At 72.5% G+C, this 26,494-nt stretch carries 23 protein-coding genes; 16 read left to right on the plus strand and 7 right to left on the minus strand.

The genetic code is table 11. The features are described from left to right. Positions 1–798: 798 nt before the first annotated feature. The 3 genes from ACIPAE_RS33865 to ACIPAE_RS33875 form a co-directional block, all read right to left on the minus strand. Positions 799–1,827 carry a helix-turn-helix transcriptional regulator gene (locus tag ACIPAE_RS33865; protein WP_329366142.1) on the minus strand — a complete coding sequence of 343 codons (1,029 nt, stop codon included), beginning with the start codon at positions 1,825–1,827 and terminating at the stop codon, positions 799–801. A gap of 18 nt (positions 1,828–1,845) precedes the next feature. Next, positions 1,846–2,301, minus strand: a complete 456-nt coding sequence (locus ACIPAE_RS33870; RefSeq protein ID WP_328467618.1) for a TerB family tellurite resistance protein — start codon at positions 2,299–2,301, stop codon at positions 1,846–1,848. Positions 2,302–2,634: 333 nt separating this feature from the next. After that, positions 2,635–3,210, minus strand: coding sequence for a TerD family protein (locus ACIPAE_RS33875; RefSeq protein ID WP_328467620.1), 576 nt, complete (start codon positions 3,208–3,210; stop codon positions 2,635–2,637). Between the two features lie 141 nt (positions 3,211–3,351). On the opposite strand from ACIPAE_RS33875, the gene arfB reads away from it, so the two are divergent. After that, complete coding sequence (arfB, locus tag ACIPAE_RS33880) at positions 3,352–3,777, plus strand: alternative ribosome rescue aminoacyl-tRNA hydrolase ArfB (RefSeq protein ID WP_328467622.1); 426 nt, start codon at positions 3,352–3,354, stop codon at positions 3,775–3,777. Between the two features lie 180 nt (positions 3,778–3,957). On the opposite strand, the gene ACIPAE_RS33885 is transcribed toward arfB, so the two are convergent. Then, the gene (locus tag ACIPAE_RS33885) at positions 3,958–4,470 is read right to left on the minus strand and encodes a flavin reductase family protein (protein ID WP_328467624.1); all 513 of its coding nucleotides are present in this window, start codon (positions 4,468–4,470) and stop codon (positions 3,958–3,960) included. 336 nt (positions 4,471–4,806) lie between these two features. On the opposite strand from ACIPAE_RS33885, the gene cdgB reads away from it, so the two are divergent. The 4 genes from cdgB to ACIPAE_RS33905 all read left to right on the plus strand — a co-directional run bounded on the left by cdgB (position 4,807) and on the right by ACIPAE_RS33905 (position 9,866). Continuing rightward, a complete protein-coding gene (cdgB, locus tag ACIPAE_RS33890) occupies positions 4,807–6,465 on the plus strand; it encodes a diguanylate cyclase CdgB (RefSeq protein ID WP_329366137.1) in 1,659 nt (552 codons plus the stop codon). A gap of 147 nt (positions 6,466–6,612) precedes the next feature. Continuing rightward, positions 6,613–7,815, plus strand: coding sequence for a sensor histidine kinase (locus tag ACIPAE_RS33895; RefSeq protein WP_366412612.1), 1,203 nt, complete (start codon positions 6,613–6,615; stop codon positions 7,813–7,815). Positions 7,816–7,974: 159 nt separating this feature from the next. After that, entirely contained in the window at positions 7,975–8,703 is a 729-nt protein-coding gene (locus ACIPAE_RS33900; protein WP_329366135.1) for a response regulator transcription factor, read from the plus strand. 185 nt (positions 8,704–8,888) lie between these two features. Beyond that, positions 8,889–9,866, plus strand: a complete 978-nt coding sequence (locus ACIPAE_RS33905; RefSeq protein ID WP_329366133.1) for a zinc-binding dehydrogenase — start codon at positions 8,889–8,891, stop codon at positions 9,864–9,866. 139 nt (positions 9,867–10,005) lie between these two features. On the opposite strand, the gene ACIPAE_RS33910 is transcribed toward ACIPAE_RS33905, so the two are convergent. Next, entirely contained in the window at positions 10,006–11,145 is a 1,140-nt protein-coding gene (locus ACIPAE_RS33910) for a threonine aldolase family protein (protein WP_402450545.1), read from the minus strand. A gap of 172 nt (positions 11,146–11,317) precedes the next feature. Between ACIPAE_RS33910 and ACIPAE_RS33915 the strand changes: the two genes are divergently transcribed. The 10 genes from ACIPAE_RS33915 to ACIPAE_RS33960 all read left to right on the plus strand — a co-directional run bounded on the left by ACIPAE_RS33915 (position 11,318) and on the right by ACIPAE_RS33960 (position 19,494). Continuing rightward, a complete protein-coding gene (locus ACIPAE_RS33915; protein WP_402450546.1) occupies positions 11,318–12,208 on the plus strand; it encodes a Rossmann-like and DUF2520 domain-containing protein in 891 nt (296 codons plus the stop codon). Next, the gene (gene panC / locus ACIPAE_RS33920) at positions 12,205–13,077 is read left to right on the plus strand and encodes a pantoate--beta-alanine ligase (RefSeq protein ID WP_402450549.1); all 873 of its coding nucleotides are present in this window, start codon (positions 12,205–12,207) and stop codon (positions 13,075–13,077) included. Before ACIPAE_RS33915 ends, panC begins: the two co-directional genes overlap by 4 nt. Next, complete coding sequence (locus tag ACIPAE_RS33925; protein WP_402450551.1) at positions 13,074–14,975, plus strand: L-aspartate oxidase; 1,902 nt, start codon at positions 13,074–13,076, stop codon at positions 14,973–14,975. The genes panC and ACIPAE_RS33925 overlap by 4 nt, the downstream gene beginning before the upstream one ends. A 175-nt stretch (positions 14,976–15,150) precedes the next feature. Next, positions 15,151–16,143: a carboxylating nicotinate-nucleotide diphosphorylase gene (gene nadC / locus ACIPAE_RS33930; protein ID WP_366412624.1), complete on the plus strand. Its 993-nt coding sequence runs from the start codon at positions 15,151–15,153 to the stop codon at positions 16,141–16,143. Positions 16,144–16,149: 6 nt separating this feature from the next. After that, positions 16,150–16,947 (plus strand): type III pantothenate kinase, encoded by a 798-nt coding sequence (locus ACIPAE_RS33935; protein ID WP_328467641.1) that lies wholly within the window; start codon positions 16,150–16,152, stop codon positions 16,945–16,947. A 166-nt stretch (positions 16,948–17,113) separates the two neighbouring features. Further along, a complete protein-coding gene (locus ACIPAE_RS33940; RefSeq protein WP_366412608.1) occupies positions 17,114–17,773 on the plus strand; it encodes a hypothetical protein in 660 nt (219 codons plus the stop codon). Positions 17,774–17,802: 29 nt separating this feature from the next. Next, positions 17,803–17,988: a hypothetical protein gene (locus ACIPAE_RS33945; protein WP_328467645.1), complete on the plus strand. Its 186-nt coding sequence runs from the start codon at positions 17,803–17,805 to the stop codon at positions 17,986–17,988. Between the two features lie 123 nt (positions 17,989–18,111). Next, a complete protein-coding gene (locus ACIPAE_RS33950) occupies positions 18,112–18,507 on the plus strand; it encodes a BlaI/MecI/CopY family transcriptional regulator (RefSeq protein WP_328467647.1) in 396 nt (131 codons plus the stop codon). A 9-nt stretch (positions 18,508–18,516) separates the two neighbouring features. Beyond that, a complete protein-coding gene (locus ACIPAE_RS33955) occupies positions 18,517–19,035 on the plus strand; it encodes an amino-acid N-acetyltransferase (protein WP_328467649.1) in 519 nt (172 codons plus the stop codon). Between the two features lie 120 nt (positions 19,036–19,155). Next, on the plus strand, positions 19,156–19,494 hold the full coding sequence (locus ACIPAE_RS33960) for an Lsr2 family protein (protein ID WP_328467651.1): 339 nt from the start codon (positions 19,156–19,158) through the stop codon (positions 19,492–19,494). Here ACIPAE_RS33960 and ACIPAE_RS33965 read toward each other — a convergent pair. Further along, positions 19,425–20,009 carry an SCO3374 family protein gene (locus ACIPAE_RS33965; protein WP_329366119.1) on the minus strand — a complete coding sequence of 195 codons (585 nt, stop codon included), beginning with the start codon at positions 20,007–20,009 and terminating at the stop codon, positions 19,425–19,427. The genes ACIPAE_RS33960 and ACIPAE_RS33965 overlap by 70 nt on opposite strands. 475 nt (positions 20,010–20,484) lie before the next feature. Between ACIPAE_RS33965 and ACIPAE_RS33970 the strand changes: the two genes are divergently transcribed. Further along, a complete protein-coding gene (locus ACIPAE_RS33970; RefSeq protein WP_328467655.1) occupies positions 20,485–23,004 on the plus strand; it encodes an ATP-dependent Clp protease ATP-binding subunit in 2,520 nt (839 codons plus the stop codon). Positions 23,005–23,114: 110 nt separating this feature from the next. On the opposite strand, the gene ACIPAE_RS33975 is transcribed toward ACIPAE_RS33970, so the two are convergent. Then, positions 23,115–26,489, minus strand: coding sequence for an NACHT domain-containing protein (locus ACIPAE_RS33975; protein ID WP_402450556.1), 3,375 nt, complete (start codon positions 26,487–26,489; stop codon positions 23,115–23,117). Positions 26,490–26,494: the final 5 nt, after the last annotated feature.

Here is a 26,494-nt window from a genome sequence, read left to right on the forward strand (position 1 = left end):
CTCCGCGCCGGAATTGTCCGGGCGGGTATCCCCTGAGCCCGAATCCCCTGGGCGGGAATCGTCTGAGCCCGAATCCCCTGGGCCGGAATCGCCCGGGCTGGAATCCCCGGAACCCGATTCCTCGGCCGTCCCCGCAGCCGTCTCCTCGGCCGTCTCCGCAGCCTTGTCCGCCGACTCTTCCATCCGCTTCATCTCCCCCACGACCGCGGTGCCACCGCGCTCTCCGACGATGAGTGACGGCGGGACAGCGCCTGGTGGTTCCCTTCCCCCGCCAAGTCTCCACCGGAGTCCCGGCTGCCGCATCGTCGTCACAGACGCGGGTTCGGGTGTCCATATTGGTACGTGTCGCTTTTTGGACAAGGCTGCCCGTCGAAGGACGAAATCCCTGGTCGTGGTGGGGTTGGAGACGTGCGTCCGGGATGGAGGAGGGCAAACGCAGCTAGGCATCCCCTGGCTTGTTCGGATATCAATTCAGTACGGCACCTCGCGGCGTGACTCCCCGCCTCCCGAAGGTGCCGAGGCGCCTTGGCGCCGCCGGCCGCGGTTTCCCCGTATTGCTGTGGCCGGGTGCCGCCGAGGGCACGACCGGTCTGCTCGCCCGGTCGCCCGGGGGGGAGTCCTCGGCGGACGTCATGGGGGCCGACCGGCCCAACGGCCCCCAGTGCCGCTCGTTCCCGCGCGTCCACCGCACGGGAACGAGCGGCCGGACAGCCGGCCCACCCAGGCGACTCGGCCGCCACAGCCCCGGCCACAGCCACCGCCGCAGCTACAGCCACCGCCGCCCCCGACTCGGCCGACTCAGCCGACGGCCACGCCGGACCCGCTCCGGCTCGGCGGCAGCACCCGTGCCAAGCCCTTGTCCTGCCCGAGCTTCAGGCCCGCCTCGAAGCGGCTTCCGGCGTGCAGCCGGTCCATCAGCTTCGCCACCGCCCGCTGCACGGTGCGACGGTGCACGCCCATCTTGCGGGCGATCTGGTCGTCGCTCAGACCGGTGGCCATCAGCCGGATCACCACCCGCTCCTGCGGGGTGAAGACCGACGTGTCGGTGCCGGAGGAGGCCGCGTCCGCCAGCGGGACGGCGCGCAGCCAGTAGTCCTCGAAGATCACCTGGAGGGGCCACACCAGTTTGGTGCTGCGGACCAGCAGCATCGGCGAACCACCGGGGTGATCGGGATTCGCCGGCAGGCAGGCCACCTCCCGGTCCTGGAGCAGGATGTCGAACGGCGCGTGGTCGAGCAGCCGGACCGCCACGCCGAGGCCGGACAACCGCTCCAGGTACCGGAGGTGCTTGGACGACTGGAGAACGGCCTCCGGGTATATCGCGCGCAGCCGCACACCCCGCTTGAGCATCTGGGTGTCCTGCTCGATGGACAGCTCCAGCAGCTCCATCGGCGGCATGGGACCCGGGTGCAACGAGTCGGCGCTGGTCTGGGCGATCGCGTTCATCGCGGCGACCATCCGCACCTTCGCCCGGGGGTCCGTGATGGACTCGATCTCCACCTTGTTCGACACGCGCTCGACGGCGGGCCGGTAGACGTAGAGGAGGGCCTGGGTGGCCCGGTACAAGGACTCGGCTCGGCTCGCGTGGTCCTCGGCGGCCCGGTGGTACACGTCCATGGCGCGCACCAGCGCGGTGTCGGGCTCCACGGGCTCCAGTTGGCCGTCGGGGCGCCCGTGGACCAGGCCGAGTTCGGTCAGCCGCCCCAGCGCCGCGGTGGCCCGCTCCTGGTCGAGGTCGGTCGCGCGGCCCATCTCGCCCGGCAGTGCGCTGCCCAGTTGGCGCAGCGCTTCGTACACCGCCAGCGCCTGTTCCTCGTCATCCGGCATCCACCGGCCCTCCCCGCGTCAGAGGTCGAACTCCGCGGGGTTGAGGCCCACCGCGAAGCACGCCTCGCGTACCACTCCCTGCTCGGACTTGTCGAACACGCCGTCCGCGCCGCCGATGACGATACCGATCTGGATGACCGCCCGTGCCTCGGTAGGCTTCTTCTGCACCTTGGCGATCTCCTGGAGCACGGCCACCTTGCCGAAGTCGAAGTCCGCGGCCAGCCGGTCGAGGTAGTCGTCGAAACGGCGCTGGAGGTCGGCGGCCGGGAAGTTCTGCAGGACGTCGTTGCTCGCGATGAGCGAGGCCACCCGGCGCCGCTCCTCGGGCGCGACGCTGCCGTCGGCCGCGGCCACCAGCGCGCAGATCGCCATGCTGGCGTCGCGGAAGGCGCCGCTCTTGAGGTCGTTCTTCTTCGCGTTGAGCTGTGTCTGCATGCCCTGGGCGGATTCCTTGAAGCGGTCCCACAGTGCCATGGCGTCTCTCCTGAGCGTGTGTCGGTACGGGGCCGCGCTGCGGTCGTACGGTTCGTCGCTGTTCCCTACCGAGAACTCATCGGAAGCGTAAAGGAGTTCCCAAGGACGGCAGGCCGATCATGCGACCGATCGGTCCGATCGGCCGACTGCTCCGCCGAACCGCGCCGCCGGCCCCCCATGTTCGCTGAGGGCGAACACGCGGACGGCTCCCGTCGCACCGGAGATGCCGGGCGGGGGAGCCGTCCGCGGGTCCGCCGAACCGCTGAGCGCGGCCAGGGGTCGAGCTGTCAGAGGTCGAGCGGTCCAGACGTCGAGCGGTCGGACGTCGAGTGGTCAGAGGTTGACGCCGAAGTCGCTCGCGATGCCGACCAGGCCGGAGGCGTACCCCTGGCCGATGGCGCGGAACTTCCACTCCGCCCCGTTCCGGTACAGCTCGCCGAAGACCATGGCGGTCTCGGTGGCGGCGTCCTCGCTCAGGTCGTAGCGCGCGATCTCGGCGCCGCCGGCCTGGTTGAGGACGCGGATGTAGGCGTTGCGGACCTGGCCGAAGTTCTGGCTGCGGGTCTCGGCGTCGTAGATCGAGACCGGGAAGACGACCTTGTCGATGTCGGCCGGCAGCGCGGCGAGGTTGACGTTGATCTGCTCGTCGTCGCCGTCGCCCTCGCCGGTGACGTTGTCACCGGTGTGCACGATGGACTGGTCGGGGCTCTGCTTGTTGTTGAAGAAGACGAAGAAGCCGTCCGAGTAGACCTTGCCGGTCGCGTTCACCGCGATCGCGCTGGCGTCGAGGTCGAAGTCCGTGCCGGTGGTGGTCCGGACGTCCCAGCCGAGGCCGACGGTGACGGCGGTCAGACCGGGCGCCTCCTTCGTCAGTGAGACGTTGCCGCCCTTGGTCAGGCTTACCGCCATGGGAAGTCCCCTTTGTGTGGTCGTAGATGTTCCGGACGAAACTACCGTCACCCGTCTGAACGCCAAGGGGGGTTCGTACGGTTCCGATCCGGCGGGGAAATCCCCGTGACGCGGAGGGGGTGGTGGCGGGATCATGGAGTCATGCCCGGGCCACTGATCATTCGCGGCTCGGTCTCCGTCCCGGAGGCCGAGCTGATGTGGCGTTTCTCCCGCTCGTCCGGGCCCGGCGGCCAGCATGTGAACACCAGCGACAGCCAGGTCGAGTTGCGGTTCGACCTCGCGGCCAACGAGTCGCTGCCGCCGGTGTGGCGGGCGCGGGCGCTGGAGCGGCTGTCGGGCCGCCTGGTGGGCGGGGTGCTCACGGTGCGGGCGTCGGAGCACCGCTCGCAGTGGCGCAACCGCGAGACGGCCGCGGCCCGGATGGCCGCGATCCTCGCGCAGGCGACCGCCCCGCCGCCCAAGACGCGCCGCCCCACCCGCATCCCCCGGGGGATCAACGAGAAGCGGTTGCGCGAGAAGAAGCAGCGCAGCCAGACGAAGAAGGGCCGCGGCGGCGCCTGGGACTGAGCGGTTCTGGACCGAATCGTCCGGCGACCCGGCCGTCCGGCGACCCGGCCGTCCGGCGACCCGGCCGTCCGGCGACCCGGCCGTCCGGCGACCCGGCCGTCCGGCGACCCGGCTATCCAGGACCGGCCGTCCGGGACCCGGATGGCCAGGACCCGGCCCCGCCCGCCGCCGGGAGAGAAATCAGGAGAGGAAGCGGTAGCGGCCGCGGAAATAGGTGAGCGGGCCGCCCTCGGCGCTCGGCGTGCGGGCGGTCAGCACCCGGCCGATGACGAGCACATGGTCGCCCGCGAGCACATGCTGCTCGGTCTCGCACTCGAGTATCGCCAGGGCGCCGCCGAGGATGGGGGCGCCGGACGCCTCACCGCGGTAGTAGGACACGTCCTCGAACAGCAGCCGGTCGCTGATCCGCCCGCGCATCGCGAACCGCCCGGCGATGTGCCGCTGGCTCTCGCTGAGCACGGACACCGCCCACCGGGGCTGCCGGTCGAGCAGCTCCTCCATCCGCGACCCGACCCGCACGCTGGCCAGTACCAGCGGCGGTTCGAGCGACACGGACATGAACGCGGTCGCGGTCATGCCGACGTCCTCGCCGCGCGGCCCGTCCTCCGGGTCGTGCGCGGTGATGAGGACGACGCCCGCGGACAGGCGTGTCATGGCGGCGCGGAAGTCGTCGGTGCTGACGGTCTGACCCATGGTGGTCCCAGGATGCCGTCCAGGCGGAGTGTGAAGCACGTTTCCTTACGTTACGGGCCGGTAGGAAGCCGTCGCATCGGGCTGCGGTCCCATCCCGCGCGGGTATCGGGTCCTAGGACCGGTGCTCTACGTTCTGTACTCAACTGCCTACCTGTGGGTGTGACTTGAGTCACAAGCGGCAGGAATTGTTGACCCTGTGTACCGACTGGACAGCTCGCTGTGATTCAGTGGCGTTGTAATTGGAAGACTGTGAATTACGACGCGGTCGCTACGGCGACCGGGGCATGGGAAACCTCGCTGGAGTTGCCGCCGGACCCGTGGGGAGGGCACTAGGGCATGGACACCGAGTCGGAGCCGTATGTCCGTCTCGCGACCCTGCGTCAGCTCCATCAGGTCGTGGCGGACCTCAACACCGCGCGCAGCCTCGCGGACGCGCTCCAGGCGGTCGCCGACGGAGTGGTCCGCGGCCTGGGGTACGAACTGGCCGCCGTGAACCTGGTCCGGCCCGACGGCGACCTCGTGGTGGCCGCGTTCGCCGGGAGCGCGGCGGGCGAGGCGCTGCTGTCCGGGCGGGTCGGCTCGCGCGCGTCCTGGGACCGCCGGCTGGCCATGGGCGAGCAGTGGGGCACCCTGCGCTTCATCCCGCACACCGAGGGCTGGGTGCTGATCGACGACGACGTGCCGCAGTGGCACACCGAGGGCCCGCTGCCCCGCTTCCCCGACGAGTGGCACCCCGGCGACCGCCTCTACGCGCCCATGTACGCCTCCCAGACGGTCGGCAGCGAGCTGATCGGGGTGATATCCGTCGACCGGCCCACCAGCGGCCGCCACCCCGGTCCCTGGGGCTGTGAGGCCCTCCAGATGTACGCCTTCCAGTCCGGCATCGCGATCAGCAACGCCCGGCTGCGGGCGAACATGCAGCGCGCCCTGGTCCGGCTGGAGCGCGACCAGCAGGCGCTGCGGGCGAGCGAGGAGAGCTTCCGGCAGGCGTTCGAGTACGCCCCGAGTGGCATGGCCATCGCCGAGATGGGCGGCGACCAGCACGGCAAGCTGCTGCGCGCCAACGACGCGCTCTGCCGCCTGCTGGGCCGTTCCGCCTCCGTGATGCGGCGCTACTCCTTCTCCGACCTGGTGCACCCCGAGGACGTCGGGCTGCTGCTCCGTACGTCCGCCGAGGGCGGGCGGGCCGAGTTGCGGCTCGCGCGGCGCGACGGCAGCTACGTATGGGTGAGCCTGCGCAACTCGGTGGTCGCCGACACCACCGACGGGCCGCGGTTCCTGCTCACCCACGTCGAGGACATCGAGGAGCGCAAGAGCCGCGAGCTCCAGCTCGCCCACCGCGCCAGCCACGACTCCCTGACCGGGCTGCCCAACAGCGCGGAACTGCGGTCCCGGCTGTCCGCACGGCTGTGCTCGCACCCGCAGGAGCGCGGCCCCGCCGACCCCTCGGGGCTGCCCGCCGAGCCCGAGGGCGGCGACGGCTTCGCCTTCAGTTACGGCTACGGGCCCGACGAGCTGGCCGCGCCGCTCTCCTTCGACTCCCACGTCCACACGGTCGCGCCCGACGAGGGCGACGAGGAAGCGGCCGGCAAGGGGCTCGCCGTGCTCTTCTGCGACCTCGACGGCTTCAAGTCCATCAACGACCGGTTCGGGCACCACACCGGCGACGCCGTCCTCATCGAGGTCGCCCGCCGCCTCACCGGGGCCGTCCGCGACGGCGACACCGTCGCCAGGCTCGGCGGCGACGAGTTCGTGGTCCTCGCCGACGGGCTCGCCCCGGCGGACGCAACCGACCTCACGGTGCGGCTGCGCAACGCGATCATCCCGCCCATCCGCGTGGACGGCCGCGCGGTCCGGGTCGGCGCCTCCTTCGGCATCGGCTGGGCCGGCTGCGGCATGACCGCGGAGGAGGTCCTGCACTCCGCCGACCAACGCATGTACGTCGAGAAGCGCGCACGCTCCACCTCCCGCCCCAACCACCGCCGCGCGGGCTGAGGGCGCCCTCGCCTCGGGAAGAGGGCACCGCCGCCCGCGGGGGCGCCCCGGAAGCGGCCGACCCGACCGGAGGTCCACCTTGGGGAGTAGCGCGGATCGCTCTGGGGGCTGACCCCGCGACGGGTTGCCATGCCTACGCTGGGTTATGTGCAGCGCGTCTACGACTTTTTCCGCCGACACCCGACGTGGGTCGACAGCTTCTGGGCCGTCGTCCTGCTGGTGTCGTGCGCGCTGTGGGTCGTCGTGGACAGCACCCCTTCGAGGCCGGCCCGCCTCGCCGCGATCCCCTTGTCGTTCGCGCTGGCCGCCGTCGTCGCACTGCGCCGCAAGGCCCCGGAGCGGCTGCTGCTGCTCGCGGTGGCCGTCGGTCTGCTGCAACTCGTCCTGGACGTGCACGCCAACCCGGGCAACTTCGCCTTCCTGGTGATCATCTACACCTGCGCGTCGAACGGCGCGCGCTGGTCCTCCCGGCTCGCCCTGATCGGCGGCCTGGCCGCCGCGCCGGTGTCGATGCTCCGCTGGCCGCCGCACACCGAGTACTCCACGATCTGGACCACGCTGCTCCAGACCTTCTTCCTGACCGTGATCTTCGCGCTGTCCTGGGTGGTCGGCGACCGCCTGCGCACCCGGAAGGCGTACTACGCCGAGCTGGAGGAGCGGGCCGCGCGGCTGCACCGGGAGCGCGAGGCCCAGTCGAAGGCGGCGGTGGCCGCCGAGCGGGCCCGTATCGCCCGGGAACTGCACGACGTGGTGGCGCACAACGTGTCGGTGATGGTCGTCCAGGCCGACGGCGCCGCGTACGTGCTGGACGCCGCGCCGGACCAGGCCAAGCAGGCCCTCTCCACGATCTCGACCACCGGACGGCAGGCGCTCGCCGAGATGCGGCGGCTGCTCGGACTGCTGCGCGCCGGGGACGACGCGGGCGGCGAGTACGTCCCGCAGCCCGGCGTCGACCAACTCGCGGACCTCATCGACCAGGTGCGCGGCGCCGGCCTGCCGGTGCGTTTCGAGGTGGCCGGGCAGGCCCGCCCGCTGTCCAGCGGCGTCGAGCTGACCGCGTACCGCATCGTGCAGGAGGCGCTGACCAACGTGCGCAAGCACGGCGGCGACGGCGCCAGCGCCAGCGTGCTGCTCGGCTTCGGGGACGCCTCGCTCGACCTGCTGATCGAGGACGACGGCCGGGGCGCGCGGCGCGAGCTGTACGCGCAGGGCGGCCGGGACGGCATGGGCCAGGGGCTGATCGGCATGCGGGAGAGGATCGGCATGGTCGGCGGCACCCTCACGGCGGGGCCGCGCCCCGGCGGCGGTTTCCGGATCAGCGCGGTGCTGCCGCTGCGCGGCGCCGGATGACACTCCCGGCCGCTGCCGCCCCGTCGCGCCCCTGCTGCCCGCCGGACCCCGCCGCCGCCCCCGTGCGCCCCGGGCACCGGCGGCGGCCCCTGACGGTCCCCTGACCGCCGCCGCGGCACCTCGCGACCCCACCACCCGACCACGAAAGGACCCCGACCGATGGCGATCCGCGTCATGCTCGTTGACGACCAGGTGCTGCTGCGCACCGGCTTCCGGATGGTGCTCGCCGCCCAGCCGGACATGGAGGTCGTGGCCGAGGCGGGCGACGGCGCCGAGGCGCTGGAGGTGCTCCGGCACACCCGGGTCGACGTGGTGCTGATGGATGTGCGGATGCCCCGGATGGACGGCGTGGAGGCCACCCGCCGGATCTGCGGCGGCGACCGCCACACGGACCGCGGCGCGGCCCAGGACGCGGCCCGCGCCGGGTCGCCCGCCGTGCCCCGGGTGCTGATCCTGACCACCTTCGACCTCGACGAGTACGCCTTCACCGCGCTCAAGGCGGGCGCCAGCGGGTTCATGCTCAAGGACGTGCCGCCGGACGAACTGCTGACCGCGATCCGCGCGGTGCACAGCGGGGACGCGGTGGTCGCCCCGAGCACCACTCGCCGGCTGCTGGACCGTTTCACCCCGATGCTGCCCAACGCGGCGGAGCCCGCCGGCCACCCCGGGATCGACCGGCTCACCGAGCGCGAGCGCGAGGTGCTGCTGCTGGTCGCCCAGGGCATGTCCAACGGCGAGATCGCCAGGAAGCTGGTGCTGTCCGAGGCGACGGTCAAGACCCATGTCGGCCGCATCCTCACCAAGCTCGAACTGCGCGACCGGGTACAGGCGGTGGTGCTCGCCTACGAGTCCGGCCTGGTGCGCGCGGGAGGCGGCGGCGCGCAGTGAGCCTCCGGTGCGGTGATCTTCCGGTGAAGGTCGGGAACAAGCAGGCGGCACAGGGGAGTTCCCAGGGAAGAATGCACTCAGTTCACACCGGCACAGCGGCAACACCCGACCAGGTACGGATCGACCGTAGGCGCCGCGCCCGCAGCACCTCGGCGCGGTGGCCGACCAGCTAGGGGGAGCACCACATGCGCGCCATCGTCATCGAGGAGTTCGGCGGACCCGAGGTACTCACCCTCGTCGACGTGCCCGAACCACGCCCGGGGCCAGGCCAGGTGACCATCGACATCGCCTACGCCGGGGTCAACTTCGCCGACATACTGGCCCGTTCCATCGGCTACCGGGTGGCGGAACTGCCCTTCCGCCCGGGCCTCGAGGTCTCCGGCCTGGTCCGCGAAGTCGGCGACGGTGTCAGCGAGTTCACCCCCGGCCAGGAGGTCGCCGCCTTCCTCGACGGTGGCGGTTACGCCGACGTGGTGGTCGCCCCCGCCTCCGCCGTCTTCGTCCTCCCCGGCGGCATCGACCTGCGCACCGCCGCCACCCTGCCCAGCGTGCTGCCGACCGCGTACGGCCTGCTGCACGAGGTGGCCAGGCTCCGCGAGGGCGACACCGTCCTGGTGCAGAGCGCGGCCGGCGGGGTCGGCACCGTCGCCGGCCAGCTCGCCCGGGCCGGCGGCGCCAGCGCGGTCTACGGGGTCGTCTCCAGCCTGGAGAAGGCCGAGCACGCCCTCAAGTCCGGTTACGACCAGGTCTTCACGATCGACACCTTCGACCAGGAGGTGCTGGCCGCGACCGGCGGCCGCGGTGTGGACATCGCCCTCGACCCGGTCGGCGGCGAGACCTTCCGCCGTACGAAGGCGGTGGTCGCGCGGTTCGGCCGGCTGATCTCCTTCGGCAACGCCGGGGGCGCCGAGCCGTGGCGGATCGGCGCCGAGGACGTCATGCCGACGGCCCTCACGGTGGGCGGCTTCTCCCTTCTCGGGCTGGCCGCCGCCGATCCGGCGCTGCTGCGCGTGATGGCCGACCGGGCGTTCCACACCGTCACCGAGGGCGGGGTGGAGCTGCCGGTCAGCGCGGAGTTCGGCCTGGCGGACGCCGCGCAGGCGCATGTGCTGGTCGAGTCGCGGACCAGCACCGGCAAGCTGCTGATCCGGGTGGCGGACTGATCCGGCCCGGTGGGCGGGGCCGACGACGAGGCCGGCCGACGAGGCCGAGCGGCCTGGGGCGCCACCGGGCCGGACCGTATGGACATGGGGGTCATACGGTCCGGGAGCCCGGGTTAGCCCGGCCGTTCCGAACGGCCGGTCAGCCCAGCCGTTCGGCGAACGCCGCCGCGGCCGCGCGGATGTCGGCGTCCGTCCAGTCGAGGGCGGACCCGGCCACGGAGACCTCGGTCATCGACAGCCCGGGCGGCCCGGGTTCCATGAAGCGCCGCAGGCCGAAGAGGCTGATCCCGGTCTCCTCGGCCATCCGCAGCCCGGCGTCGTCCAGCGCCTCGGCCGGGTACGGCAGCCACAGCTGGAACTCGTGGGTGTGCGGCTCGGCCGGGTGCACCCGCGGCAGCGTGACGCCCGCGTCCGCCAGACCCTCGCGCAGCGCCCGCGCCACGGTCTTCGCGTGCGCGACGTACTCCGGCAGCCGCGGCAACTCCCGCTCCAGGCCGGCCAGCGCCGACAGCACCGCCGGGAACTGGTGCGCGAGCCGGCCGCCGTAGCGGTGCTGCCACGCCTTCGCCTCCGCCACGAAGTCGGCCGAGCCGGCGAGCGCGGCGCCCGAGAGCCCCCCGAGCGACTTGTAGAAGCTCACGTACACGCTGTCGGCGAGCGCGGCGATCTCCGGCAGCGTGTGGCCGAAGTGCGGTGCGCACTCCCACAGTCGGGCGCCGTCGAAGTGCACGACCGCGTCGCGCTCGCGGGCGGCGGCCACGGTCGCGCCCAGCTCCTCCCAGGTCGGCAGTACGAACCCCGCGTCACGCAGCGGGAGTTCCAGCATCAGCGTGCCGAACGGCTCCTCGAAGTCGCGTACTTCGGTCGCGTCCGGCAGCCGCGGGGCCCTCGTCGGGTGCACCGTGCGCAGCCCGCTCACCGTGCGCAGCGCGTCCCGCTCGTACATCTCCGGGTGCGCGAGCGGGTGCAGGGCGACCGTGGGGTTCCCGGTCCGGCCCGCCCACGCCCGCAGGGCCACCTGCTGGGCCATCGTGCCGGTCGGGAAGAACGCGGCGGACTCCATGCCGAGCAGGGTGGCGACCCTCGCTTCCAGTTCCTCCACCACGCCGTTCCCGTACAGGTCCGCGGGAGCGTCCAGGTCCACCCCCGCGGTGGTGGCGTCCTCGCTGAGCCGCGCGGTCCACTCCCGCAGGGTGCGGTCGTGGCCGAAGGCCAGCACCCGCGAACACGCTTCCACGGCAGCGCGCCGCCGGGCCCGTAGTTGTTCCGTCGTATCCATCCCCCGATTCTGCTCTGCCGTGACCGGACCCCCCGGGTGCCCCCGTCCTGCCGGCCGGGGGACCGGCCGCCCACCGCGGGGCCCTGTGACGAAGGGGACGGGGGCGCCCGGGGGTCAGGGGCACCCTGTTCGCGTAAGGTTGACGAGAAGGGGGTCGCCGAGGCTGGGAGGCGTGGTGGAGGAGAAGCCGGCGAGGCTCACCGTGGGCGTGGTGGGTGCGGGGCGAGTCGGCCCCGTACTGGCCGCCGCGCTGAAGCTAGCGGGGCACCATCCCGTGGCCGCCAGCGGAGTGTCGGAGGCGTCCCGCCGCCGCGCGGAAGCGCTGCTGCCGGGCGTGCCGCTGGTGGAGCCCGCCGAGGTGCTGGCCCGGGCGGACCTGGTGCTGCTGACCGTCCCGGATGACGCGCTGCCCGCGCTGGTGCGCGGCCTGGCCGAGACCGGCGCCGTACGACCGGGCCAGCTCCTGGTGCACGCGTCGGGGCGGTACGGCACCTCCGTACTGGAGCCCGCGCTGCGTGCCGGGGCGCTGCCGCTCGCGCTGCACCCGGCGATGACGTTCACGGGCACGCCCGTCGACGTGCAGCGCCTGGCCGGCTGCTGCTTCGGCGTCACCGCGCCCGGTGAGCTGCGTACGGCCGCGTTGGCGCTGGTCATCGAGATGGGCGGCGAGCCCGAGTGGATCGAGGAGGCCGCCCGCCCGCTGTACCACGCGGCCCTCGCGATCGGCGCGAACCACCTGGTCACGCTGGTCGCCCAGGCGATGGACCTGCTGCGGCAGGCCGGCGTGCAGGAGCCGGGCCGCATGCTCGGCCCGCTGCTGGGCGCCGCGCTCGACAACGCGCTGCGCTCGGGCGACGCCGCCCTCACCGGCCCGGTGGCCCGCGGCGACGCCGGCACGGTCACCGCCCACCTGACCGAACTGCGCACCCACGCACCGGAGACCGTCGCGTCGTACGTGGCGATGGCCCGCGCCACCGCGGACCGCGCGCTCGCCAACGGAATGCTCAAGGCCGAATACGCGGAGGCGCTGCTGGGCGCCCTCGCCGACGGGGGGACCCGATGACCCGACTCGTCCACCACGCCCGCGACCTGGCCCCCGCCGCGGCCGTGGTCATGACGATGGGCGCGCTCCACGACGGCCACGCCGCCCTGATCCGTGCCGCCCGCGCGCACGCCGGCGGCGGCGTCGTCACGGTCACGGTCTTCGTCAACCCGCTCCAGTTCGGGCCGCACGAGGACCTGGACCGCTACCCGCGCACCCTGGAGGCCGACGTGAAGCTCGCCGAGGCGGCGGGCGCCGACTTCGTCTTCGCGCCGGACACCGACGAGGTGTACCCGGGCGGCCCGCCGCAGGTGCGGATCACGGCCGGCCCGATGGGGGAGCGGTTCGAGGGCGCGTCCCGGCCCGGCCACTTCGACGGCATGCTCACGGTCGTCGCGAAGCTGCTGCACCTGACGAACCCGCTTCCGCCGGGGCCCGGGGTGACGCCGACCGCCGCGTTCTTCGGGCAGAAGGACGCCCAGCAGCTCGCGCTGGTCCGCCGGATGGCCACCGACCTGAACTTCCCGGTCGACATCGTCGCCGTGCCGACCGTCCGGGAGGGCGACGGCGTGGCGCGCTCCAGCCGCAACCGCTACCTGTCCGAGGCCGAGCGGATCTCGGCCCGCGAGCTGTCCCGGGCGCTGTTCACCGGCCGTGAGGCCGCCCCGCGCGGCCCTCAGGCGACGGTGCGCGCCGCCCGCGCGGTCCTGGACGCCGCCGCTTCGGCCGAACCTCCGGTCGAGCTGGACTACGTCGCGCTGATCGACCCCGCCACCTTCACCGAGGCCGCGCCGGACCACACCGGCCCCGCCGTGCTGGCCGTCGCCGCCAAGGTCGGCGGCACCCGCCTGATCGACAACCTCCCCCTGGAGTTCGGAGCCCCCGAATGACCACCTCCTCCGCCGGTTCCGCCGGCCCCGGCGACGCCACCGGCATACGCCTGCACGCCCCCGCCCCCGGCTGGTCGCTCGACTCCGACGTGGTCGTGGTCGGCTCGGGTGTGGCGGGGCTGACGGTGGCGCTGCGCTGCGCCGCGGCCGGCGCGAAGGTCATCGTGGTGACCAAGGCGCATCTGGACGACGGCTCCACCCGCTGGGCGCAGGGCGGCATCGCCGCCGCGCTCGGCGACGGCGACACCCCGGCCCAGCACTTGGACGACACCCTGGTGGCGGGCGCGGGCCTGTGCGACGAGGACGCGGTGCGGGTCCTGGTCACCGAGGGCCCGGACGCGGTCCGCCGGCTGATCGCGACCGGCGCCCACTTCGACACCGACGCGGCCGGCACGATCCTGCTCACCCGCGAGGGTGGCCACCACCGCCGCCGCATCGCCCACGCGGGCGGTGACGCGACCGGCGCCGAGGTGTCCCGCGCGCTGATCGCCGCGGTGGTGGACGCCGGGGCGTCCCACCCTCAGGACCCGGCCGCCGACGCGGCTCCGGTCGCTGCCGCCGCCGGCACGGATGCCGATGCCGCTGCCGATGCCGCTGCCGCTGCCGAGGGGAGCATCGAGTTCGTCGAGAACGCCCTCGTGCTCGACCTGCTCACCGACGCCCAGGGCCGTACCGCCGGCGTCTCCCTGCACGTGATGGGCGCGGGCGCCCGGGACGGCGTGGGGGCGGTGCGCGCGGGCGCGGTCGTGCTGGCCACCGGCGGGATGGGGCAGGTCTTCTCCGCGACCACCAACCCCGCGGTGTCCACCGGCGACGGTGTGGCGCTGGCGCTGCGGGCCGGTGCCGAGGTGAGCGACCTGGAGTTCGTGCAGTTCCACCCGACCGTGCTGTGGCTGGGCGCGGACGCCGAGGGCCAGCAGCCGCTGGTGTCCGAGGCGGTCCGCGGCGAGGGCGCGCACCTGATCGACGCCGAGGGCGTGCGCTTCATGGTCGGGCAGCACGAACTGGCCGAGCTGGCGCCGCGCGACATCGTCGCCAAGGGCATCATGCGCCGGATGCAGGAGACCGGTGCCGAGCACATGTACCTCGACGCCCGGCACTTCGGCGCGCGGATGTGGGCCGAGCGGTTCCCGACCATCCTGGCCGCGTGCCGCGCGCACGGCATCGACCCGGTCACCGAGCCGATCCCGGTCGCGCCCGCCGCGCACTACGCGTCCGGCGGGGTGCGCACCGACCTGCGCGGGCGGACCACCGTGCCGGGCCTGTACGCCTGCGGCGAGGTCGCCTGCACCGGCGTGCACGGCGCGAACCGGCTCGCCTCCAACTCCCTGCTCGAAGGGCTGGTCTTCGCCGAGCGGATCGCCGCCGACGTGATGGCGGGCACCCGGCCCGCGCCGGGCGAGCCGGTTCCGCCGGCCCCCGCCGACGCCCCGCTGCTGGCCTCCGAGGCGCGCTACGAGGTGCAGCGGATCATGACCGCGGGCGCCGGCGTGCTGCGCAGCGCGGACAGCCTCGCGACGGCCGCGGGCGCCCTGGAGCGGCTGCACACCGCGGCGATGGAGGCGTACGACCGGGACGGCAAGACCGCGGAGCCGTGCGTGGAGACGTGGGAGGCGACCAACCTGGGCCTGGTGGCCCGGGTGCTGGTGGCCGCCGCCCGGCGCCGCGAGGAGACCCGCGGCTGCCACTGGCGCGAGGACCGGCCCGACCGCGACGACCGCGACTGGCGCCGCCACCTGGTGGTCCGGCTCACCCCGCACGGCACGTTGGACGTCCGCGCCACCGACGGCCCGGCCCTGCCGGCCACCCGTCCCGGCCCGCTTCCGGCGGCGGTCACCCCGGCCGCCGGGATCGGGGATGATGGGGCCGCCCCCACCCTCCGGCGGACCCGGCCGTGAGAAGCGGACGAAGCCGTGGGACGCGGTGGCACGAAGCGGCCGTGGGACGCGGCAGCACGCACGAGCAGTGGACGAAGCAACGCCCGCAGCAACGCACGCAGCACACGAAGGAGCTTCCGTGACACCCCCCGCTGGCCCCGTGGGCCCCGACCGGCCTCAGCCCGTCGCCCTCCCGCTGCCGACGCTCGGCCCGCCCCCCGCCGACTCCGCGGGCGGCGGCTGCGGTGACGGCTGCGGCTGCGGCGACGCCCACGACCCGTACGACCTGGACCCGCTGGAGTGCGGCCTCGACCCGGACCTCGCCGCGCTGATCATCGACGCGGGCCTGGACCCCGTACAGGTCGAGGACATCGCGCACATGGCGATCGAGGAGGACCTCGACCAGGGCGTGGACGTCACCACGGTGGCGACAGTGCCCGAGGACGCGTTCTCCACCGGGGACTTCACCGCGCGGGAGGACGGCACCGTGGCGGGGCTGCGGGTCGCCGAGGCCGTGCTGTCGGTGGTGTGCACCGACGAGTTCGAGGTGGAGCGGCACGTCGAGGACGGCGACCGGGTCACCGCCGGGCAGAAGCTGCTGACCGTACGCACCCGCACCCGCGACCTGCTCACCGCCGAGCGCAGCGCGCTGAACCTGCTGTGCCGGCTGTCCGGCATCGCCACCGCCACCCGCGCCTGGGCCGACGCCCTGGCCGGCACCCAGGCGCAGGTGCGCGACACCCGCAAGACCACGCCGGGCCTGCGCGCGCTGGAGAAGTACGCGGTGCGCTGCGGCGGCGGCGCCAACCACCGGATGTCGCTGTCGGACGCGGCCCTGGTCAAGGACAACCACGTGGTCGCCGCAGGAGGTGTCTCGGCGGCCTTCAAGCTGGTCCGCGAGGAGTTCCCGGACGTGCCGATCGAGGTCGAGGTGGACACCCTGCACCAGGTCCGCGAGGTGCTGGAGGCCGGCGCCGACCTGATCCTGCTGGACAACTTCACGCCCGCCGAGACCGCCGAGGCGGTCGCCATCGTCGGCGGCCGGGCGCTGCTGGAGTCCTCCGGCCGGCTCACCCTGGACACCGCCCGCGCCTACGCCGACACCGGGGTGCACTTCCTGGCGGTCGGCGCGCTGACCCACTCGTCCCCGATCCTCGACATCGGCCTCGACCTGCGAGCGGAAGCGTAGAGGCGGATGCTGCTCACCATCGACGTCGGCAACACCCACACCGTGCTCGGGCTCTTCGACGGCGAGGAGATCGTGGAGCACTGGCGGATCTCCACCGATCCACGGCGCACCGCCGACGAGTTGGCGGTCCTGCTGCAGGGCCTGATGGGCATGCATCCGCTGCTCGGTGACCTCGGCGACGGCATCGACGGCATCGCGATCTGCTCCACGGTGCCGTCGGTGCTGCACGAACTGCGCGAGGTGACCCGGCGGTACTACGGCGACGTGCCGGCGATCCTCGTCGAGCCCGGCGTGAAGACCGGCGTGCCGATCCTGGTCGACCACCCCAAGGAGGTCGGCTCCGACCGGATCATCAACTCGCTCGCCGCGGTGCACCTCTACGGCGGCCCGTGCATCGTGGTGGACTTCGGCACCGCGACCACCTTCGACGCGGTCTCCTCGCGCGGCGAGTACGTGGGCGGCGCGATCGCCCCCGGCATCGAGATCTCCGTCGACGCGCTCGGCATGCGCGGCGCCCAGCTCCGCAAGATCGAGCTGGCCCGGCCGCGCAGCGTCATCGGCAAGAACACCATCGAGGCCATGCAGTCCGGCATCCTCTACGGCTTCGCGGGACAGGCCGACGGGATCGCCGAGCGGATGGCCCGCGAACTGGCCGACGACCCCGACGACGTCACCGTCATCGCCACCGGCGGCCTCGCGCCCCTGGTGCTGGGCGAGGCGTCCCTCATCGACGCGCACGAGCCCTGGCTCACCCTCATCGGCCTGCGGCTGGTCTACGCCCGCAACGCCCCGCCGACCGCGTAGCCCCGCCGACAGCCCCGCCGACCGCGCAGCCGCGCGGACAGCTCCTCCGACCGGGTAGCCGCGCGGACGGCGCGGCTTCCCGGCGAGCCGCGCGGCGATACGTGAGGTTTGTCCGCTTAACGATTAATGTCCATGCATGCCAACGCCACATGGAAACCGAGGGGGAATGGCGTTCAGCGCGGACGAGGTGCGCGTGCTGCGGCGCGCGCTCGCGGAGGTGCTGGGCCCGCACAGAAGGGCGGGGGTGCCCACTTTGGTGGTCGCGCCCCGCCCCGCGGAGTACGTGCAGGACTGCCTGCGGCTCGCGGACGGCCTGGAGGACGCCGTACGGGAGGCGGGCCGGATGCGCGCCTTCCAGCAGGCCGAGCTGCACCGCTACCGGCTGGCACTGCCCGGCGCGGTGAGCGGCTATCTGGACCGCCTCGCCACCGCCCTCGCCGGCGGCTACCTGCCCGGTCCTGACGACCTCGCCGCACTGCGCCGGCTGCGCGCACTGCCCAGCGGAACCCCGGAGCACCACCGCCGCACCGCCCTGCTGCGCCGCTGCGAAACCCTCGCGGAGAACGACGTACGCCAGCGTCTGGAGGCCCACATGCCCGCCCCGCGCCGCCTGCTGACCCTGCCCCTGCCGGCCGCCGCCACCGCGGCCGGAGCCGCCGACGATCCGAAGCCGCGGCCGGCCCCGACCCCGGGTGCCAAGCCGAAACCGGCCACCCCGCCGCCCGCCGCCGAACCCCGCGACCCGGGCCGTCGCACCCCCACCCCGGCCGAGATCTGGCCGCCGAACCGGCGGGACCGCAAACCGGACGAGGCCCGCTCCGCCTAGCGCGAACGGGGGTGGCTACGCTGGGCGGCATGGACTACATCTCGGCCATCGTGCCGCCGCTGGTGATGGCGGTGCTTTTCACCGCCCTGATCGTCACCATCGTCAAGAACCAGGGCGGCGCCAACAAGGCCAAGGAGGACGCGGCCGTGGACGCCGCGCTCGCCGCGGCCGAGGCCGCCCGGGCCGCCCGGGTCGCCACCCCCGAAGAGCGCTGACCGGCCCAGGTGCGCCGCCACCCGGCGCACCGGCCCGCCGCTCGACCGCCTCGCCACTGCCCCGAAAGTCGCGAAGAGCGGTAATTACGACATTCGTCGCGTTCCGCCCGTAGTATTTCCGGTGTGCCCCGACCACTCGGAGAACTCGAAGACGCCGTGATGACCCGGGTGTGGGAGTGGAACCGCGCGGTCACGGTTCGTGAGGTACTCGAAGACCTCTCACGGGACCGTTCCATCGCCTACACAACGGTGATGACCGTAATGGACAACCTCCGGCAGAAGGGGTGGCTGCGCCGTGAGGCGGAAGGCCGCGCATATCGCTATGAGGCGGTATCGACGCGCGCGGCGTACTCGGCCGCACTGATGAACGAAGCCTGGGCGGCGAGCGACAACCCCGCCGAGGCCCTCGTGCACTTCTTCGGCATGATGTCGCCGGAACAGCGCGAAGCCGTGCGGGACGCATTGCGCATCATCCAGTCCGTGGACCCTGGCGGACCGGAGGAACCCGAAGGGCGATAGCGTCCGCCCATGCCCCTGATGTCGAATGACGTGACCATCCGCCGGGCCCGAACCGGCGATGTCCCCGCTCTGCGGCGGCTGCTGGACTCCTATGCCAGGGACGGCATCCTGCTGGACAAGGCCACGGTGACCCTTTATGAGGACATCCAGGAGTTCTGGGTCGCCGAACGCGACGAGGACGCGGATGTGGTCGCCTGCGGCGCGCTGCACGTGATGTGGGAGGACCTGGCCGAGGTCAGGACGCTCGCCGTGCACCGCTCGCTGCGCGGGGCCGGTGTCGGGCACCAGTTGCTGGCGAAGTTGCTGCACACTGCCGGCTGGCTCGGCGTCAGACGTATTTTCTGCCTCACCTTCGAAGTCGACTTCTTCGCCCGGCACGGCTTCGTGGAGATCGGTGAGACCCCGGTGGACGGCGATGTCTTCGGCGAGCTGCTGCGTTCCAATGACGAGGGTGTCGCCGAGTTCCTCGACCTGGAGCGAGTGAAACCCAACACCTTGGGTAACAGCCGGATGCTGCTGCAACTCTGAGACCGGTATGTCCGGATCGCGCTGGCGCACGGGGGAGCCACTTCGCGCAAGGGGTTTGTGTTTTTCGGTGAAAGGCGCTTTGCTTTTACCGTTAATCCGTTTTCGATGAAAGGGAAGCCGGTGGCACAGAAGGTTCAGGTCCTTCTTGTGGACGACCTCGACGGTGGCGAGGCCGACGAGACCGTGACGTTCGCGCTCGACGGCGTGACGTACGAGATCGACCTCACTACGGAGAATGCCGACAAGCTGCGCGGGCTGCTCAACCCGTACACGGACAGTGGTCGCCGCACCGGCGGTCGCGCCGGACGCGGGCGCACCAAGGCCGTGCGCGGTGGCAGCAGCTCGGGTCAGGACACCGCGAAGATCCGCGCGTGGGCCAAGGAGAAGGGCTACGAGGTCAACGACCGCGGCCGCGTCCCCGCGACCATCCGTGAGGCGTACGAGAAGGCCCACGGCTGATCGGGGCAGCGGGCCCGCAGCGTGACGCGGTGGCAGGCGGTCGCCAATGCGGCCACCAGCGTGCCGAGCCCGACGGGAACCCCCGTTTCGTCGGCCTCGGGAGCGACACGCAGCGCGGGCACGGTCGACTCCACGTCGAACCCAGGCCGAGGAGGCCGCAGCCACACCGGTGCGGATCGGTCGTACGCGGCCTCCCTGCGGCCCCACTCGGGGTGCGCGGGGGCCCGCAGGCTCTGCCCGGCGCCCAGGGCCGCGAGGTCCAGCTCGATGCCCCCCCACTCAAGCCACTCCAGCAGCCCGGGCAGCTCCTCGGCCGTTCCGGCGGCGACCAGCAGCCGCACCCGGTGGCCGTCCAGCGCGACCGGCCCGAGCAGACCCGGGCGGGAGAACCGGCTCAGCATCGCGAAACCCGCCTCCGCCGGCACGTCGAGCGCGTCGAACCGCACCCCCGTGACCAGCGCCGGGGGCGGGCCCCCGACCAGCGGCCACCCCAGTTCGTGCTCGTACCAGCCCATGCCGTGTCAACTGCCGCTCCAGCGCGCTGGTTACGTGCCGTCCGGATTCGAACACACCTGGTGATGCGGGTGGCGGCGGAGTTTCCGGCCGGGGTGACGGCGGGGGAGACGGCAGGTTGGTCGCAGATGGCCGGAAAGCGGCGCGGGTTGTTCGCCCGTAGCGCAGAGCCGAGTGCCCTCGCGGTGTGGATTGTCGGCCACCGAGGGTAAGAAGTACCTAGTGGGACGGGCTGGTGTTCGGGCAGGCGGGGCGGGCGTTCGCCACGGGCGTACTGATTAAGGGGGCATTCGCCTGGCCTGCGGGAACATCGTCTCGCACCATCGAGGTTGTGGGAGTGACGTCAGCCGGTTGCGCGGCTTTCCTCGCGAGAGCGGGGGTGATTCGTGAGCGGCGCCGCTGTGCGGGACTAGCATGCGGAAGGACAGGGAGGGGACCGACCCCTCACTGCCCGACCGCTCTGAGGAGCGATTAACGATGTTCGAGAGGTTCACCGACCGCGCGCGGCGGGTTGTCGTCCTGGCTCAGGAAGAAGCCCGGATGCTCAACCACAACTACATCGGCACCGAGCACATCCTCCTGGGCCTGATCCATGAGGGTGAGGGTGTCGCCGCTAAGGCCCTGGAGAGCCTCGGGATTTCTCTTGAGGCGGTCCGCCAGCAGGTGGAGGAGATCATCGGGCAGGGGCAGCAGGCCCCGTCCGGCCACATCCCCTTCACTCCCCGTGCCAAGAAGGTGCTGGAGCTGTCGCTCCGCGAAGCCCTTCAGCTCGGCCACAACTACATCGGCACCGAGCACATCCTGCTCGGCCTGATTCGCGAGGGCGAGGGCGTCGCCGCCCAGGTCCTGGTGAAGCTGGGCGCCGATCTGAACCGGGTCAGGCAGCAGGTCATCCAGCTGCTCTCCGGTTACTCCGGCGGGAAGGAGTCGGCCACGGCCGGCGGGCCGGCCGAGGGCACTCCCTCGACCTCGCTCGTCCTGGACCAGTTCGGCCGCAACCTCACCCAGGCCGCTCGTGAGTCCAAGCTCGACCCGGTGATCGGGCGCGAGAAGGAGATCGAGCGGGTCATGCAGGTGCTGTCCCGCCGGACGAAGAACAACCCGGTGCTCATCGGCGAGCCCGGCGTCGGCAAGACCGCCGTCGTGGAGGGTCTGGCCCAGGCGATCGTCAAGGGCGAGGTGCCCGAGACGCTGAAGGACAAGCAGCTCTACACGCTTGACCTCGGCGCCCTGGTGGCCGGCTCGCGGTACCGCGGTGACTTCGAGGAGCGCCTGAAGAAGGTGCTCAAGGAGATCCGCACCCGCGGCGACATCATCCTGTTCATCGACGAGCTGCACACCCTGGTGGGCGCCGGCGCGGCCGAGGGCGCGATCGACGCGGCCTCGATCCTGAAGCCGATGCTGGCCCGCGGCGAGCTGCAGACCATCGGTGCCACCACGCTCGACGAGTACCGCAAGTACCTGGAGAAGGACGCCGCGCTCGAGCGCCGCTTCCAGCCGATCCAGGTCGCGGAGCCGTCGCTGCCGCACACCATCGAGATCCTCAAGGGCCTGCGGGACCGGTACGAAGCACACCACCGCGTCTCCATCACCGACGAGGCCCTGGTGCAGGCGGCCACGCTCGCCGACCGCTACATCTCGGACCGGTTCCTGCCGGACAAGGCGATCGACCTGATCGACGAGGCGGGCTCGCGGATGCGCATCCGCCGGATGACCGCGCCGCCGGACCTGCGCGAGTTCGACGAGAAGATCGCCGAGGTGCGCCGGGAGAAGGAGTCCGCGATCGACTCGCAGGACTTCGAGAAGGCCGCCTCCCTGCGGGACAACGAGAAGCAGCTCCTCGCCGCGAAGTCCAAGCGCGAGAAGGAGTGGAAGGCCGGCGACATGGACGTCGTCGCCGAGGTCGACGGCGAGCTGATCGCCGAGGTCCTGGCGACCGCCACCGGCATCCCGGTCTTCAAGCTGACCGAGGAGGAGTCCACCCGGCTGCTGCACATGGAGGACGAGCTCCACAAGCGCATCATCGGGCAGGTCGACGCGGTCAAGGCGCTCTCCAAGGCGATCCGCCGCACCCGTGCCGGCCTGAAGGACCCCAAGCGTCCCGGCGGCTCGTTCATCTTCGCCGGCCCGTCCGGCGTCGGTAAGACCGAGCTGTCCAAGGCGCTCGCGGAGTTCCTCTTCGGCGACGAGGACGCGCTGATCTCGCTCGACATGTCCGAGTTCAGCGAGAAGCACACCGTCTCGCGGCTCTTCGGCTCCCCGCCCGGATACGTGGGATACGAAGAGGGCGGCCAGCTCACCGAGAAGGTCCGCCGCAAGCCGTTCTCGGTCGTGCTCTTCGACGAGGTCGAGAAGGCCCACCCCGACATCTTCAACAGCCTGTTGCAGATCCTGGAGGACGGTCGGCTGACCGACTCCCAGGGCCGGGTGGTGGACTTCAAGAACACCGTCATCATCATGACCACGAACCTCGGCACCCGGGACATCTCCAAGGGCTTCAACCTGGGCTTCGCCGCCCAGGGCGACACCAAGTCCGGGTACGAGCGGATGAAGAACAAGGTCAGCGACGAGCTGAAGCAGCACTTCCGCCCCGAGTTCCTCAACCGTGTGGACGACGTCATCGTCTTCCCGCAGCTCAGCCAGGAGGACATCCTCCAGATCGTCGACCTGATGATCGGTGCGGTGGACGAGCGGCTGCGCGACCGCGACATGGGCATCGAGCTGAGCATGGAGGCGAAGGAACTCCTCTCCAAGCACGGCTACGACCCGGTGATGGGCGCCCGGCCGCTGCGCCGGACGATCCAGCGCGAGATCGAGGACACGCTCTCCGAGAAGATCCTCTTCGGCGAGCTGCGCCCCGGCCACATCGTGGTCGTGGACGTCGAGGGCGAAGGCGAGAGTGCGACCTTCACCTTCCGCGGCGAGGAGAAGGTCACCGTGGCCGACGCCCCGCCCGTGGAGACGGCCGGCGGCGCACCGAACCTCTCCAAGGAGTGACGCCGCGCTCGGCGTGAGCCGAGCGCGCGTGTGCGCCTACCAGGGCCCGGCCCCGGCACCCCGCGAGGGGAGCCGGGGCCGGGCCTTTTGGGTTCGGCGCGGGTGCCTGGTCAGAGCGTGACGGTGACGTGCGCGGGGAGGGCGTCGGCGTTCAGGATCGCTGCCGGGTCGATGCCGTGCAGGGTGATCCGGCTGAGCCGGGGCAGCGCCGCGAAGGGCGCCAGGTCGATGGGCGGCCGGCTCGCACTGCCGTAACGCTGCAGGGGGCGGATCGACAGTTCCTCCACGCCCGGGAAGTGCCGTAGCACGTCGACCGGCAGTCCGTCCCGCACCGCCGTCACGGACAGCACGCGGATGTTCGGCAGCGGTGGGAAGTCCTCTTCGAGCAACGCGGTGATGCCGTTGCTGAGGGACAGGGAGGTCAGCTCGGGCATCGATGCGAGCCGGTCCCAGTCGGCGCGGGCGAACCGGTCCGGCAGCGGCGAGTGGCAGCCGAGGTGCACGAGCCCGGTCAGCCGCTCGATGCCTTCGAGCCCTCGGGTCCCGTATCCCGTGTAGAGGTGGGTGAGGGGCAGCCCGTCGGGGAGCGCGACCGTGCCCGGCCAGGTGGGGTCGTTGCTGCTGATCGCGAGGGACGTGAGGAGCGGGAGGTTACCGAGGCCGCTGAGGTCGATGCTGGGCGATAGTCCGTTCAAGTTGAGGCCGATCAGTGGCCGGCCCGTCAACGGCGACAGATCCGTGAGGCCGGCGCATTTGCCGAGCCGCAGGTCGCCCAGCTTCGGCAGCGCGCCCAGCTTCGTCAGCATCTCGTCGGTGACGGGGTCCGCCCATTCGAGGGCGGTCAGACCCTGGGCGCTGAGGAGGTCGTCGAATCCGCCGCCAAGTGTTGCGAAGGCGCTAAGGATCTCGATTCCGCCGAGCGTGAGCACTGCGCGCAGATCGTCGATGGACCCGACGAAATACCGCGTGTCAGCTCGCGGCAGCCGGTCCATGACTTTTGCCGCGTAGTGCAGTCGGTCGACACCGAGGGGGAACCGGGCCAACCGATCGCGCACGCTGTTCACGGGGTGATCCGTGAAGCGTGCCAGTAGGGGCACCGCGGGGTCGCCGCCGATCAGCCAGGCGGTGTACACCACGGCCTCCGCCTGCTCGTCGTCCAGCCCCTCCGGTCCCGGCAGGAGCTCCAGCACCATGGGGCCGACCTCGGCCAGCTCCTCCGCCTCGCCGAAAGAGTGAGGCGGGATCAGCGCGGCCCCCCGCTTCTCGACCTCCGACCGGACCGCCGGGTCCAGCTCCGTGGCGTGTTCGAGACAGGCGAGCGCGAGGAGGTGGAGGCGGCTGCGGTGGGTCTTCGTGCGGTCGCCGCGGGTGAGGAGCTTCTTGAGCAGGCGGGCGCGCTCGTCGGGGCGGGCGTGGGCGACGGCCATCCGGATCACGTCGGCCCACTGGTCGTGGTGGGCGTTGCGGACCATGAGGTCGAAGTCGCGCTCCTCGATCGCGGTCTTCGCGGCGAGGTAGTCCTGGAAGGTGCGGTGGACGAAGTCCACGGTGGTGCCGGCGACCGGCTCGCGGATCAGGCCGCTGCGGACGAGCAGGTGGCGGTAGACGTCGGGGGCGGAGCCGAGCGCGGCCTCGACCGCGGGCATCGCGGGCAGCGAGGCGGCCACCAGCTCGACCGCGTCGGCCCGGTCCATCTCCGCCTGGCCGTTCTTCACCAGCCAGTACGCAAGCCGTTGCAGCAGCTGGATCTGCGGGGCCTCGGTGAGCTGGGGTTCGAGGTCGCGCTCGCGGTCGCGGCGGTTGAGCAGCATCGACAGGGCGGCGTCGTACAGCTCCTTGCGGCCGGTGGGGAGGTAGCCGTTGCGGTCGCGGTGCAGGGCGCAGATGAGGCCGCACATGAGGGGGTTGGTGGCGAGCCGGGCGAGGTCCTGCTTGGTGTGCAGGGCGTCGTGCAGGGAGCGTTCGTACGCGTCGAGGCGGGCCAACTCCTCGGGGTCGCCGGGCACCGTGGCGCGGGCCGCGTCGTGCCAGCGGGCGGTGAACGCGCGGATGTCGGCGCGGCTCATCGGGGCGAGGGTCAGCTCGGTGAAGCCCATGTCGGCGAGCCAGGAGTCCTCGACGGCGGAGGGGCGGGAGGTGACCAGCCAGCGGTTGCCCGGGTAGGTGTCGAGCAGCAGGCGCAGCCACTCGCCGACCCGGGTCCGGGTGCGCTCGTCGACCTCGTCCAGGCCGTCGACCAGCACCAGCGCGCGCCGGTCGGTGAGCACCTGCTCGGTCCAGCCCGGGGGAGCGGTGAGCGGGGTGCCCACCGAGGTCAGGAATTCCGCGGGCATCGGCAGCCTCTCCTGGCGGGCGATGGTCCGCAGCGGGAGGACGTACGGCACCAGGCCGTGCAGGTGGCGCAGGTGCTCGCCGAGGTCCTGGCGGGCGGTGCCGACCGCGAGCCACTGCACCAGCGTGCTCTTGCCGGAGCCGGCCACCCCGCGCAGCAGCACCCGGTCCTGCCCGGCGAGCGCCCGCTCGGCGGGGAGTGGCCCGGTACGGACGGCGGCGCCGCCGGCGGCGCCGCCCGCGATGTCGGTCGCGGCCCGGCCGGGCGCCCAGCCGTCGGCGCCGGTGCCGCGGTCGGCGGTGACCTCCAGGCCGTAGTACGCGCTGTCCAGCGGCCAGGTGACGCGGGAGCGGGCGGTGAAGTCGATGCCGAAGATCCGCAGGGTGCCGTGGTGCCGGGCGAGGTGGTCGGCGTAGCGGGTCTCGAAGTCCGGGGGGCGGCGGGGCGGGCTGACCAGGCGCGGGACGCGGTATCCGTGGGCGGCCAGGGCGTCGACGAAGGTCTCGTCGCCGAGCAGGCGGGCGAGCGGGGTGAAGGCGATCCGGCTCTGCTGCCAGCCGTTCTGCTGGGCGACGACCACGCCGAGCAGGGCGCCGCCGGTGAGGACCGCGGCACCGGACAGGCCCGCCCATGGCGAGGTGTCGTCGTCGGCGGTCGTGGGTGGGGCGCCGTCCACGACGAGCACGCCGTACTCGCTGAAGAGGTTCGATCCGGGCTTGTAGGTGCCGATGACCTGCTCGGTGTCCAGCCGGCCGCCGTCGAAGCGCTGCACGTGCGGGAAGCCGATCGCCTCGCAGCCGGCGACCGGGTCGAGGGACGCGGTGTCGGCCCAGCGGTCGGCGGGGAAGGCGTGGCCGGGGGGAGCGTCGGGGAAGGCGTCGTCGTCGGCGAGCCGCTGCTCGCCGGCGACCAGCGCCACGTCGATGCCGCGCCCCGGGTCGTACCAGGTGCCCACGCGCCGGCCCTCGGCGCGGATCGGGCCGCCGGGCGTGGTGAGCCGTACGGGGGCGTCGCCGGCGACGACGTGGGCGGCGGTCAGCACCAGGGTCGGGGTCAGCAGGTAGCCGCTGCCCTGGACGTGGCCGGACTGGAGGACGGCGAGGCGGCGGGGCGCGACGTGCGGTGCGACGCGGGGTGCCGGGTGGGCGGGCACGGGGC

The sequence above is a fragment of the Streptomyces sp. NPDC087270 genome (assembly GCF_044744625.1).
Lineage (GTDB): Bacteria > Actinomycetota > Actinomycetes > Streptomycetales > Streptomycetaceae > Actinacidiphila.